Annotated in this window: 14 protein-coding genes; 7 read left to right on the forward strand and 7 right to left on the reverse strand. The window is 66.7% G+C overall.

All coding sequences use genetic code 11. The features are described from left to right. Window positions 1–368: 368 nt before the first annotated feature. A complete protein-coding gene (locus tag QRO91_RS19215; RefSeq protein ID WP_111113288.1) occupies window positions 369–1004 on the forward strand; it encodes an SCP2 domain-containing protein in 636 nt (211 codons plus the stop codon). After that, a complete protein-coding gene (gene ubiB, locus QRO91_RS19220; protein WP_049429801.1) occupies window positions 1001–2656 on the forward strand; it encodes a ubiquinone biosynthesis regulatory protein kinase UbiB in 1656 nt (551 codons plus the stop codon). Before QRO91_RS19215 ends, ubiB begins: the two co-directional genes overlap by 4 nt. A gap of 52 nt (window positions 2657–2708) precedes the next feature. Here the strand turns inward: ubiB and QRO91_RS19225 are convergent, their stop codons facing one another. The 4 genes from QRO91_RS19225 to QRO91_RS19240 are packed head-to-tail and all read right to left on the reverse strand — an operon-like array spanning window position 2709 to window position 5841. Next, window positions 2709–3494, reverse strand: a complete 786-nt coding sequence (locus QRO91_RS19225; protein WP_049429800.1) for a YaiO family outer membrane beta-barrel protein — start codon at window positions 3492–3494, stop codon at window positions 2709–2711. A 4-nt stretch (window positions 3495–3498) separates the two neighbouring features. Beyond that, entirely contained in the window at window positions 3499–4104 is a 606-nt protein-coding gene (locus QRO91_RS19230) for an acetyltransferase (protein WP_049429799.1), read from the reverse strand. Further along, on the reverse strand, window positions 4091–5230 hold the full coding sequence (locus QRO91_RS19235; RefSeq protein WP_049429798.1) for a glycosyltransferase family 2 protein: 1140 nt from the start codon (window positions 5228–5230) through the stop codon (window positions 4091–4093). Before QRO91_RS19235 ends, QRO91_RS19230 begins: the two co-directional genes overlap by 14 nt. Continuing rightward, window positions 5230–5841: a PIG-L deacetylase family protein gene (locus tag QRO91_RS19240; RefSeq protein WP_049429797.1), complete on the reverse strand. Its 612-nt coding sequence runs from the start codon at window positions 5839–5841 to the stop codon at window positions 5230–5232. Before QRO91_RS19240 ends, QRO91_RS19235 begins: the two co-directional genes overlap by 1 nt. A 165-nt stretch (window positions 5842–6006) precedes the next feature. On the opposite strand from QRO91_RS19240, the gene QRO91_RS19245 reads away from it, so the two are divergent. Then, window positions 6007–6594 (forward strand): O-methyltransferase, encoded by a 588-nt coding sequence (locus tag QRO91_RS19245; protein ID WP_049429796.1) that lies wholly within the window; start codon window positions 6007–6009, stop codon window positions 6592–6594. A gap of 80 nt (window positions 6595–6674) precedes the next feature. After that, complete coding sequence (locus tag QRO91_RS19250) at window positions 6675–7418, forward strand: pseudouridine synthase (RefSeq protein ID WP_049429795.1); 744 nt, start codon at window positions 6675–6677, stop codon at window positions 7416–7418. Between the two features lie 70 nt (window positions 7419–7488). Here the strand turns inward: QRO91_RS19250 and QRO91_RS19255 are convergent, their stop codons facing one another. Next, window positions 7489–8016 (reverse strand): DUF2059 domain-containing protein, encoded by a 528-nt coding sequence (locus tag QRO91_RS19255; RefSeq protein ID WP_005407643.1) that lies wholly within the window; start codon window positions 8014–8016, stop codon window positions 7489–7491. Between the two features lie 133 nt (window positions 8017–8149). On the opposite strand from QRO91_RS19255, the gene arfB reads away from it, so the two are divergent. The 3 genes from arfB (at window position 8150) to dcp (ending at window position 11456) form a co-directional block, all read left to right on the forward strand. Continuing rightward, window positions 8150–8581, forward strand: a complete 432-nt coding sequence (arfB, locus tag QRO91_RS19260; RefSeq protein WP_049429794.1) for an alternative ribosome rescue aminoacyl-tRNA hydrolase ArfB — start codon at window positions 8150–8152, stop codon at window positions 8579–8581. 46 nt (window positions 8582–8627) lie between these two features. Continuing rightward, window positions 8628–9188, forward strand: coding sequence for a lysophospholipid acyltransferase family protein (locus tag QRO91_RS19265; protein WP_226053502.1), 561 nt, complete (start codon window positions 8628–8630; stop codon window positions 9186–9188). Window positions 9189–9299: 111 nt separating this feature from the next. Then, window positions 9300–11456 carry a peptidyl-dipeptidase Dcp gene (dcp, locus tag QRO91_RS19270; protein WP_049429792.1) on the forward strand — a complete coding sequence of 719 codons (2157 nt, stop codon included), beginning with the start codon at window positions 9300–9302 and terminating at the stop codon, window positions 11454–11456. Between the two features lie 155 nt (window positions 11457–11611). Here dcp and QRO91_RS19275 read toward each other — a convergent pair whose 3' ends face one another. Together QRO91_RS19275 and QRO91_RS19280 are read right to left on the reverse strand one after the other, a co-directional pair. Beyond that, window positions 11612–12058, reverse strand: coding sequence for a hypothetical protein (locus tag QRO91_RS19275; protein WP_049429791.1), 447 nt, complete (start codon window positions 12056–12058; stop codon window positions 11612–11614). Between the two features lie 3 nt (window positions 12059–12061). Then, on the reverse strand, window positions 12062–12463 hold the full coding sequence (locus QRO91_RS19280) for a hypothetical protein (protein ID WP_049429790.1): 402 nt from the start codon (window positions 12461–12463) through the stop codon (window positions 12062–12064). Window positions 12464–12705: the final 242 nt, after the last annotated feature.

Raw genomic sequence — 12705 nt, forward strand, 5'->3', positions numbered from 1 at the left:
CGTGGTTTGGTGTCTTTTTGAACTATCAATAAAGGGTGTTATGGTTTTTATATTGTTGTCTTTTTACTAATTATGTTTGGTGTTGGTGGTTGGGGGGGTTTGGGGACCCCCCCAAACACACCCCAAAACCCTGCCCAGGGGGGGGGGGGCCGGGGGGGGGGCGGGGGCCCCGGGGGTTTGCGGGCCGCGTGATTACGGGGGCTTGGTGCGGCCCCCCCCCCCACCCCCCCCCACCCCGTCAACCCACGGAATGCCGGTTGTTGCTGTTGCTTCGGCTATTGCTGTTGCCGTTGCCTCTGCCGTTGCCTCTGCGGGTGCCGGGCGGCAGCCCGGCCCAAGCCCCCCACCCACGCAGGTAGAATGCGCACATGGCTCTCTCCCTGCTCAAGTCCCTCAAGCCGGTCGCTGGCCGCGCCCTGCAGATCGCCCTGAACCGCGCACTGGCGCTGGATCCGGATACCCGCCATGCATTGGTCAGCCTCGACGGCCGGCATATCGACCTGACCCTGGAAGCGCCTTCGCTGGCCATGCGCATCAGCGTCGACGGCGATGCACTGCGGGTCGGCCCGGTGGACGCGCAGGAGGCCGACCTGGCCGTGCGCAGCAGCCTGGCCGGCGTGCTCGCTCAACTGCCGCTGCTGGCCAACGCGCGGCGCGGTGACAACAACGGCAAGGGCCGTGTGCGCGTGGCCGGCGATGCCGAGCTGGCGCGTCGCCTGCAGCAGCTGGCCAAGGGCTTCGACCCGGACTGGCAGCAGCCCTTCGTCAGCGTGTTCGGCGAAGTGCTGGGCGTGCAGGTCGCCAACACCCTGCGCAGCGCCCTGCAGCATGCACGCCAGGGTGCCATCGACCTGGCCCACAGCGCTGCCGAGTTCATCACCGAGGAATCGCGCGACGTGGTGCCACGTGCGGAGCTGGATGCCTTCCACGACGACGTGGATGTGCTGCGCGATGACGTGGAGCGCCTTGGTGCACGCGTACAGCGGCTGCGGGGTGCCGCATGAAGGCCGTGCTGCGGGCAAGCCGCATTGGCCGGGTGATCCTGCGTTACCGTCTCGACGACCTGTTGCAGGGCACGCCGGCCGAGCGCTGGCTGCGCCTGGCCAAGCCGTTCGTGCCGCGCGCCTCGGCCAGTATCGCTTCGCAGTCGCGTGGCGCCCGCCTGCGTCTGGCGCTGCAGGACCTCGGCCCGATCTTCGTCAAGTTTGGCCAGATCCTGTCCACGCGCCGCGACCTGGTGCCGCCGGACGTGGCCAACGAGCTGACCCTGCTGCAGGACCGGGTCAAGCCGTTCGATGGCGAGACCGCGCGCCGCATCGTCGAGGACGCGCTCGGCCTGCCGGTCAGCGAAGCGTTCGCCAGCTTTGATACCGAACCACTGGCCTCGGCCTCGATCGCGCAGGTCCACGCGGCCACGCTGGCCGATGGCCGCCAGGTGGTGGTCAAGGTGCTGCGTCCGGGCATCGAGAAGCAGATCGACGCCGACATTGCGCTGCTCAACTCGCTGGCCGCGCTGGTCGAGCGCACCCACCCACGCGCCGACAAGATCCGCCCGCGCGAAGTGGTGGCCGAAGTCGAGAACACCCTGGCCGCCGAACTGGACCTGCAGCGCGAGGGCGCCAATGCCAGCGTGCTGCGTCGTTTCTGGGAGAACAGCGACGACCTGTACGTGCCGGAAGTGATCTGGAGCCACACCGCCGAGCGCGCACTGACGCTGGAGCGGGTGTGGGGCATTCCGTCCGACGACATCGCCGCGCTGGACAAGGCCGGCATCGACCGAAAGGCGCTGGCCGCCAAGGGTGTGCGGGTGTTCTACACCCAGGTGTTCCGCGACAACTTCTTCCATGCCGATGCACACGCCGGCAACATCTGGGTCGACACCGATCCGGCGCGCCGAGCCAATCCGCGCTTCATCGCGCTGGACTTCGGCATCATGGGCCAGCTCTCGCAGGAAGATCAGTACTACCTGGCCGAGAACTTCATGGCCATCTTCAACCGGGATTACCGTCGCATCGCCGAACTGCACGTGCAGGCACGCTGGATGCCCGACCACGTACGCATCGACGATCTGGAAGCGGCGGTGCGCTCGGTATGCGAGCCGTACTTCACCCGGCCGCTGTCGCAGATTTCGCTGGCCGAAGTGCTGATGAAGCTGTTCCGCGTGGCGCAGCGTTACCAGCTGACGTTGCAGCCGCAGCTGATCCTGCTGCAGAAGACCCTGCTGAACATCGAGGGCGTCGGCCGCCAGCTGGACCCGCAGATCGATATCTGGGCGGTGGCCAAGCCGGTACTGGCGAAGATCCTGCGCGAGCGCTACAGCCCGCGCCGGGTGGTACGCGAGATCGGCAAGCGCCTGCCGGAGATCATGACCCACGCGCCGGACATGCCGCGCCTGGTGCACGCCTGGTTGACCCAGCAGGTGGAGGGCCGCCACGAACTGGCGATGCGTTCGCGCGACCTGGTTGTGCTCGATGCCAGTCTGCAGCGCCTGCAGAAGCGCGCGGTGGGTGCGATCACCGGTGTCGGCCTGCTCGCCATTGCCGCGCTGATGTATGTGCTGCAGCCGCCGGGCTGGTACTGGGGCGACCTGCCGATGTGGAGCTGGCTGTCCGGTGTGGTAGGTGTCGTTGCGCTGGCACGCGCGTGGTGGCGCTGACCCCAGCAGATTGAAGATCGGCGGCAATGTGCGCCGCCGATCGACCACAGGCTTACCAGTGGTAGCCCAGGCCCAGGTGCGACTGCACGCTCTGGAAGCTGTCCAGGCGCGTCTTGTGCCAGGTCTTGCCGACACCCACGTCCAGCACCAGGTGCTCACCCAACGGCTGGCTGCGGCGCAGGAAGGCACGCCGTGCGTCGTGCTCGCGCAGCAGCAGCGGATCGGACTCGGCGGTGTAGCCGGACGTACCGCTGCCCAGCCACAGCTGGGTCGAGCCACGGCCTTGCGCATCCTTCAGTCGCAGCGACAGTGTGGTGCCATGCCCATCCGGTCCATTGGACTGGCGGTGCCGCTCGTGGCGCAGTGAGGTGGTCACGCGCGGGAAGTAATGCGAGGCACCCACCGACCACCCGCTCACGTAGGCGCCGGCATGGTACTGGGCGTATTTGCCGCCCACGCTCAGTACGGTCTGCGGTGCCACTTTCCACAGGATGTCCTGGTTCACCTGGCGGTTGACGAACACGGGATCATCGTTGGATGCCGTGACGGCAGTGCGGGTGGACAGGCGCGGGCTCCAGCGATGGTGCAGCGAGCCCTGCACGCGGTTGCCGCTGAATCGCCTGCTGCCGTAGTCACGCTCGCCATGGGCCAGCCCGAGGTGCCAGCGGCTGTCGCCATTGCGGCCGGCCACGTCCACGGTCTGTACGTCACGCTTGCCGAAGCCATCGCTGTAGTCGGCATGGTCCAGCTGCACCGTGACACGGTCGACGCCGGCGTGGGCGCTGGAAACAGCCAGCAGCAGGGCGCACGGCAGTGCGCTACGGATGATCAATCGCATGGGGTTACTCCAGGGGTTGGGAATGCAGTGACTGCAGCAGCCGGTAGCGGCCGGGCGGCAGGTTTCGTTCCACGGTGATACGTGGGCCGAACTGGCTCCCCGGCGCGACGATGCGACCGGGCAGGATGATCACGCCGACACCCAGCGCGGCACCTTCACCGATCCAGGCACCGAGCTTCTCGCGTTGGCTGTCGATGGCGGTGCCTTCGATGTGCACGCTGACGGCGGCGCCATCGAGGCGGTGGTTGCTGGTGCGCACCAGAGCGCCGAGATAGACCCGGTCATCGATACGACTGTCGGCGATGAAGCATTGCGGACCGACGCTGACCTGGCTGCCCAACCGCGCGTTCTTCAGTTCACTGGCAAAGCCGATGCGCGTGCCGTCACCGATGCACAGCGGGCCGCGCAGCAGCGCGTTGTTGCCGATCAGGCAGTCGCGGCCGATCGACACAGGACCCTGGACATGGGCGCCGTCGCAGATGCGACTGCCGGCACCGATCCGTACGGCCCCCTGCAGGGTGGCCCGTGGCGAGACCCGTGCGCTGGGGTCAGTGCGGGGCGCCAGTGTCGACAGCGCCTCTGCCATGGCGTCGAGGTCATTCCACCACATGCGGGTACCTCGTCGGTTTGTCGCGCACCGGCTCACGGCCGGTGAAAAGTCCCGCCAGGCCGTGCAGCAGCCAGATCGCGTAGGCGAGCAGTACATACAGCATCGAGAAGGCCGCCGCCGGCACCAGCCACGCGCGTCGGTGGTGGACGGCGCTGATCACTGCCAGCAGCATGACGATGCCGACCCAGAACAGGGGCATCACCGACAGTACAAGGCCACCGGGTCCGTGCAGCCGGGCCGCGCCGAACCATACCTGCAGCGACAGGACGATGCCGGCCAGGGCGAGCAGCATCATCGGCAGGATGCTGAAAAGGCCGAAGCGGGTCAGCAACAGGCGCCGATGCAGGCGCATGCATACCGCATAGCCGACGATCCAGCGTCGCCATCGCCGCCACTCCTCCACCAGCGTGTTGCATTCCTGCGGGTAGACCACGCAGCGGACGCTCTGGCGAACCCGATAGCCCTGCGCAACCAGTGACCAGGACATGTCCAGGTCTTCCACGCAGGTGCGATCGGAAAACCCGACCTTGCGCAGCACCGAAGTGCGGAACAGGCCACACGAACCGGAGACGATGAACGGTGCGCCGCCCAGCCATTGCTGGAAGCTGCGCTTGATCACGATCATCGGCAGTTTCAGGCTGGCGCGCACATGGGGGAGGAAGCCGGCACCTTGCAGACTGGAAGAAGGGATGCCGCCAACTGCATCGGCGCCGCGTTCGATCTCGTCCAGCAGATGGCCCAGGCCATGGCTGCGTGGATCGATATAGGTATCTGCATCGGTCAGGAACACCTGCTTGGCGGTCGCGTGCTGCAGCCCGTGCATCAGTGCACCGCCCTTGCCGGTGTTGGCCTGGTGCACGGCCACCAGACGCCCGGGCCAGCGTACCTGCAGCGCATCAAGCACTTGAGCCGTGTTGTCGGTGGAACCATCGTTGACGCAGATCACCCGCGCCACGTAGGGGTTTTCCAACAGGCTGGCCAGCGAGCGCTCCAGGCACGGGGCTTCGTTGTAGGCCGGCACGATCGCGTCGATGCTGTACAGGCGGGTGCTGGGCCGGCGCGAGACCTGCACGCAGATGCGCACCAGGATGAAGGCGCACATGGCCAGGAACAACAGTGTCTTCATCACAGCACCAACCGGTATGGCAGGAAACCCTCGCTGGGCCCGATGCCGATCTGCTGACCACGGAACTGCGCATGGCAGCGGAGGTGGCTTTCCTGCATGTAATGGCGATCGCCCTGGCTGGCATGCTCGCGCAGCGCGTGGATCTTCAGCTCCAGCTGCGCGCTGATGTCCTCGAACACCTGTGGCGCGAACTGCGGCAGGGTGCTGGGGCTCTCATAACAGAGGATCTGCGGAATGTGGCGGCAGGCGATGATCGACGCTTCGTGGACGGTGCGATGGTCCTGGTGATGATCCTCGCCACACATCGTGTAGACGCGGCCTGGTCCGTTCACGGCGCAGGCCTGTTCGATCGACGCGATGATGTCGTTGCGGCAGGCGGGGAATCGCGTGTCGGGGAAATCCTTCTGGATCACCTCGGCCACCCCGAGTCGGCGCAGCGCGCGATGCGATTCCTCGCTGCGATCGATGCCGGCGTGGCAGCCGCGGCCGCCGCGGCTGAGTACCAGTGCATGGATGCGTGAGCCGGCGCGGGCGAGCTTTGCCAGGCTGCCACCGCAACCGAGTTCGATGTCATCTGGATGGGCGCCGATTGCCAGAATGTTCAATGTCATGGCTGTGTCCTAGCGGAAGCCGGGTTCGCGGCGGCCAGGCATGCTGCCCCCGCGTGAAGGAGGCGGGAACTATCTCAGCGTGAAAATGCAGCGGCTCTAGGATTAGTACGAAATTCGGGATTCGGGTAAGAATGGACGCTGCCTCATGGCGAGCTCAGTGGGAAAATGGCTCTGGAACTGTCGGAACTGAAGAATGAACTGGCCCGGCTTGGTGCCGAAAACGACGCCCGTGAAGTCGAACGCGGCCGCCGCATGCTCAACATCACACCGGATACGGGCGAATTCCTGGCGGTGCTGGTGCGTTTCGGCGCAGCGCGGCGGGTGCTGGAGGTCGGCACCTCCAACGGCTATTCCACGCTGTGGCTGGCTGAGGCCGCCGCCGCCATCGACGGCCACGTGACCACGCTGGAGTTCGCCGGGGACAAGGTGGCGATGGCACGTGCGAACTTTGCACGCAGCGGTCTGGGCGAGCACATCACGCTGGTGCACGGCGATGCCGGGCAGTGGTTGGCTCAGGCTGGTGAGGACAGCATCGATCTGCTGTTCCTCGATTCGGACCGCGGGCAGTACGCCGGCTGGTGGCCGCAGCTGCGTCGCGTGCTGCGCCCGGGCGGCCTGCTGGTGGTGGACAACGCCACCTCGCACGCGGAAGAGATGGAACCGCTGCGGGCGCTGCTGGAGGCTGATCCGGACTTCAGCACCAGCCTGGTGCCGGTGGGCAATGGTGAACTGCTGGCCGTGCGCAACGGCTGATTGCCGTGCCGCCCCGCATCGGGGTCAGAACCCTTTTCCGAAGGAAAAGGGTTCTGACCCCGATCTGCGATAATCCCGCGGTGAGCACCGAACCCGAGACCCTCGCCGCGGTCGAGACCGACACCGCGCCCCTGCAGCTGCTGAACCTGGATGAACGCCTGGCCGTGGTCAACAAGCCTGCCGGGCTGATGGTCCACGACAGCAAGCTGGCCCGTGGCGAAGACGATTTCCTGGCCGACCGCCTGCGCGAGCAGCTGGGCCGCCCGATCTTCCTGGTCCACCGGCTGGACCGGGCCACCAGTGGCTGCCTGCTGCTGGCCTTCGACCGCGATACCGCCAGTGCGTTGGGCAAGGCCCTGATGGGCGGCGAGGTGTTGAAGGACTACCTGACCGTCTGCCGCGGCTGGCCGGCCGAACTGTCCTGGCGGGTCGACCACGACCTCGACGGTGGCCCGGGCAAGCCGGTGAAGAAGCCGGCGATCACCGATTTCCAGCGCCTGGCCATCGGCGAGCTGCCGGTGCCGGTCGGCGAGTTCACCAGCTCACGGTACGCGCTGCTGCGCTGCCAGCCACAGACCGGGCGCTTCCGGCAGATCCGCCGGCACCTCAAGCACCTGTCACATCACATGATCGGCGACACCAGCCACGGTGATGGCCGCCACAACCGCATCTTCCGCATGCAGGGCGTGCACCGCATGCTGCTGCACGCCGAGCGCCTGCGTTTCCCGCATCCTGATGGTGGCGTGGTCGATGTACGTGCGCCGCTGGACCATGGGTTCCAGAAGGCGCTGGACCTGTTCGGCTGGCAGGTGGACGACGCCTGATGCTGCTGCGGTAAGCCGAGCGTGGGCTCGGCTCTACAGCCAGCGGCCGGGCGTGGCCCGGCGCACCCCGTTATTTCTTTTCCGGCTCGTTGACGATCGCTTCCAGGTCCTTCTGCAGGTCTGCGAACAGCGGCTGCATGCGCGCCTGGATCGCTACCATCACGTTCTGCATCAGCGCCGGGGTCTTGTCCAGCAGGCTCTGGCCGGCCGCGCTCTCATAGAACTCGGCCATCGCCAGCACGTCTTCCTTGCTGAAGGTTTTCTTGTACAGGTCCACGTACATCGGCCGCAGCTGCTGCCACGACAGGGCCTGGCGCAGGGTCTGGCTGGTCCGTGCCTGGATCCGCTTGAGCTGTTCCTGCTGCTGGGCGTTGAGCTGGCGCTGCGCGGCCACCTGCTGGAACTGCTGCTGCTGCATCGCCTCGATCTGCGGCAGCATGGTGTCGATCATGCTCTGCGCGCGCGAGGCCGAGAGCAGGCGGTTGATGTCGCCGTCGGTCGGCGGTGCGGCCAGGGCCGGGACACTGGCCACGGCCAGCGCCAGCAACAGGGCAGCGCGGCGCAGCAGGGATGGCAGGGCGGGTGCGGAGCGGGTCATGCGAAGCTTCCTGCGGTACATGGGATGGCCAGCATACCCGCAGCCAAGGCGAAGGCGGCGTGTTCGGTACCTGATCGGCGGCATACGGCGCGCGATGCGCACTCCGACACGTGGCTGCCGCTACAATGCGCGGATGGGCAGTGGACCGGTCACCATCAGCGCGCAGCTTGAAATCCCCGACGGCGAGATCGTCGAGCGGTTCGTGCGCGCCAGCGGTGCCGGTGGCCAGAACGTCAACAAGGTCTCCACCGCGGTGGAACTGCGTTTCGATGTGGCCAACTCGCCCTCGTTGCCCGACCCGTTGCGCGAGCGCCTGCTGGCGCGGCGTGACCGGCGCATGACCGGCGAAGGCGTGCTGGTCATCGACGCGCAACGTTTCCGCACCCAGGATCGCAATCGCGAGGATGCGCGCGAGCGGCTGGCGGCCTTCATCCAGGCCGGGCTGAGCGTGCCCAAACCGCGCAAGGCCACCAAGCCGACCCTCGGGTCGAAACTGCGTCGTCTGGACGCCAAACGCGGGCGCGCGCAGATCAAGCGCGGGCGCTCATCACGTGACTGGGAGTGATTGCTTGAACAAGCCGACTTCGTTGCTGCCGGCCGTGCCGCCGCAGATGCCACAGGTCAAACCCAACGCCTTCCTGCGCTGGCTGGCGCGCTGCACCCTGCGCATGGGCGGCTGGAAGGTGACCGGCACCCTGCCTGACATCCCGCGGCTGGTGTTCATCATCGCCCCGCACTCCTCCAACTGGGACGGCCTGTGGGGCATGGCGGCCAAGATCGCGCTGGGCATGAAGGTGAAGGTGCTGGGCAAGGCCTCGTTGTTCTGGTGGCCGCTGGGGCCGCTGCTGCACAAGCTGGGCGTGATCCCGCTGGATCGCAGCTCGCCGCAGGGCACGGTCGGGCAGGCGGTGGATCTGCTGCGCAACAACGAGAAGATGTGGTTCGCCATCACGCCCGAGGGCACCCGCAAGGCGGTGAAGGACTGGAAGGCCGGCTTCCTGAAGATCGCCCGGATGGCCGACGTACCGATCCTGGCCGCGTATTTCCACTATCCGGAAAAGACCATCGGCATCGGCCCGCTGTTCACGCCCAGCGGCGATGACGCCGCCGACATGGCCGCCATCCGCGAGTTCTACCGGCCGTGGATCGGCAAGACCCGCGGCACGGTCTGAGCCGGCCACAGGCCGCCGCATAGACGCCACGTCCGGCACATGCCGGGCGAGCGCGACAGGAGTAGGGTGGAGGGCTGGTATTCCATACCATCTGCCCAAGGAGCGTTTTACATGTCGCGTACCGTAGTCCTGGCCGCCGCCATCAGCCTGGCGCTGGCGGCCTGTTCCGGCAAGGAGTCCACCCCCGTGTCCGATGCCCAGAAAGCCCCGGCCCAGCAGCCGGCCGAAGCCTCCACCAATCCGCTGCTGAGCGCCAGCACGCTGCCGTTCCAGGCGCCGCAGTTCGACAAGATCAAGGACAGCGACTACCTGCCGGCCTTCGAGGAAGGCATGCGCCAGCACCTGGCCGACGTGCGCAAGATCGCCGACAGTAGTGAGCCGGCCACCTTCGACAACACCATCGTGGCGATGGAGCGCAGCGGCGAGACGCTGACCCGCGTGTCGCGCATCTTCTTCGGCCTGGTCCAGGCCGATACCAACGACGCGCGCCAGAAGATCCAGGAAGAAGTGGCGCCGAAGCTGGCTGCGCACCAGGACGAGATCAATCTCGACCCGAAGCTGTTCGCTCGCGTGAAGTCGATCTATGACCAGCGCGACACGCTGGAACTGGATCCGGTGCAGAAGCGCCTGGTCGAGCATTACTACGACGGCCTGGTGCGTGCGGGTGCGCAGCTGTCCGACGCCGACAAGGCCTCGCTGCGCAAGCTCAACGTGGAAGAGACCACCCTCTCCACCCAGTTCCACACCCGTCTGGTGGCGGCGACCGCCGCTGCGGCCGTGGTTATCGACGACAAGGCAAAGCTGGCCGGCCTGGACGAGGACGCGATCAACAATGCTGCGGCCGCCGCCAAGGACCGCAAGCTGGATGGCAAGTTCCTGCTGCCGCTGCAGAACACCACCCAGCAGCCGGTGCTCGGCTCGCTGAGCGACCGCGACCAGCGCGCCGCTGTGCTGAAGGCCTCGGAAACCCGCGCCGAGCGCGGCGATGCCAACGACACCCGGCAGACCGTGCAGCGCCTGGCCCAGCTGCGTGCGCAGAAGGCCAAGCTGCTTGGCTTCGACACCTTCGCCGACTACCAGCTGGGCGACCAGATGGCCAAGACCCCGGCCGCCGCGCTGAAGCTGCTGACCGACACCGTGCCGGCCGCCACTGCCAAGGCCCGTGCCGAAGCCGGCGAGATCCAGAAGGTGATCGACGCGCAGAAGGGCGGCTTCCAGGTCGCCGCCTCGGACTGGGACTTCTACGCCGAGCAGGTGCGCAAGGCCAAGTACGATCTGGACGAGTCGCAGGTCAAGCCGTACTTCGAACTGGACAACGTGCTGCAGAACGGCGTCTTCTACGCCGCCACCCAGCTGTACGGCATCACCTTCAAGCCGCGCACCGACATTCCGACCTACAACCCGGACATGAAGGTGTACGAAGTGTTCGACAAGGACGGCACCTCGCTGGCCCTGTTCTACACCGACTACTTCAAGCGTGACAGCAAGTCCGGTGGCGCCTGGATGGACGTGTTCGTCGAACAGGACGGCCTGACCGGTGCCAAGCCGGTGGTCTACAACGTCTGCAACTTCACCAAGCCGGCCGCCGGCCAGCCTGCGCTGATCAGCTTCGACGACGTCACCACCATGTTCCATGAGTTCGGCCACGCACTGCATGGCATGTTCTCGAACGTGAAGTACCCGTCGATCGCCGGCACCGCCACCTCGCGCGACTTCGTCGAGTTCCCGTCGCAGTTCAACGAGCACTGGGCACTGGACCCGAAGGTGTTCGCCAACTACGCCAAGCACTACAAGACCGGCGAGGCGATGCCGCAGGAACTGGTCGACAAGATCCTCAAGGCACGCAGCTTCAACCAGGGCTATGCGACCACCGAGTACCTGTCGGCCGCACTGCTGGACCTGGCCTGGCACACGCAGAAGGCCGACGCGCCGCTGCAGGATGTCGGTGCCTTTGAAGCCAGCGCGCTGAAGAAGTTCAAGGTCGATCTGCCGCAGGTGCCGCCGCGTTACCGCACCACCTACTTCGACCACATCTGGGGTGGCGGTTACTCGGCCGGCTACTACGCCTACTTCTGGGCCGAAGTGCTGGATCATGACGCCTACCAGTGGTTCACCGAACACGGTGGCCTGACGGCGGCCAACGGCCAGGAATTCCGCGACAAGATCCTCTCGCGCGGCAACAGCGTGGAGCTGTCGACCCTGTACCGCGATTTCCGCGGCAAGGACCCGTCGGTGGAACCGCTGCTGAAGTTCCGCGGGCTGAAGTAAGAAACAAAAAACGGCGGGGGAAACCCCGCCGTTTTTCTTTCTGTAGAGCCGAGCCCGTGCTCGGCTGATGTTTCCTGGAAAGGCAGCCGAGCATGGGCTCGGCTCTACAAAGGCGGAAAAGCCAGTCGAGCATGGCTCGACGCTACACCAGCGGTTTACGTCCCCACGTGCACCCGATTGGCCTGCTCGGCCAGCCCCAGGTGATCCAGCGCGATGTCCAGCGCCAGCACATAGCTCTGCGCGCCATACCCTGCAGCAATGCCCAGTCGATGGCCGACACCAGCCGGCAGGCACGGCTCGGCCACCGCGCCGTCGTCATGCACTTCCACGTACGCGTTGTGCAGATAGGGCAGCAGACGCTGCAGGCGCAGGCTGTTGGCGCACGCGCCCGGATCGAGCAGCGTCACCTCGCCGCGGCTGTGGTCGGCCACGCGCAGTGCATCCAGCAGTTCCTGTTCCGAACCACAGGCACGGATCGCCACGCTGGTGCCGGCGTCGATCGCACGATGCACCAGCGACTTCAGCACCGGCGCCGGCAGCGGCATGGCGGTACGGATCAACGCACCGGCGGCTTCCGGGCCACGGATGATGAAGATCGACATGGCTCAGCCCTCCTGCGCCAGGCGGCGACCGACAATGGCCAGCGACAGCGGATAGCCGGCCTGCTGGCTGCGCTGGTCGATCACCACTGCGGCGGGGCCATGCTGCAGGCGCAGGCGCGCATCCAGGCCAAGCTCGCTGGGCGACTGCAGCTCGATGTACTGCGCCGGCAGACGTTCCAGCGCCGCCTGCAACGCACCGCCCTCGGCCTGCCATTGCGCTTCGTCGGCCACGCCGACATCCAGCAGCACCCAGTCGGCCGAACGCGCCTGCGGCTGGCACAGGCACTGGCGTACTTCGGACAGGCTGGCGCAATCGCTGCACAGCACGCGATGGCCGGCCAGCTGCGCCGGCAGCTGCGGACGCGGCGCCGACGAAGACGCGTGGCGGATCACCAGGAGGGTCATACAACACCTTGCGGAATGCGCCCTGCGGCGCGGTGGGCACACGATGCGCGCGGCGGCCGTAAAGGTGCGATGCCCTTGGCCGGCCCCGCGCGTAAAACCTGCGTAACCCTTCCTGTAGAGCCGAGCCCACGCTCGGCTGACCCAAACCGACGCTCGACAAGCAGCCGAGCGTAGGCTCGGCTCTACAGGATCGTGGCGCGGGAACCTCTCCCGCCCGCCTGTGGTCTGATGCAGCTACCACC

Source organism: Stenotrophomonas maltophilia group sp. Smal32, from assembly GCF_030237085.1.
Classification (GTDB): domain Bacteria; phylum Pseudomonadota; class Gammaproteobacteria; order Xanthomonadales; family Xanthomonadaceae; genus Stenotrophomonas; species Stenotrophomonas maltophilia_Q.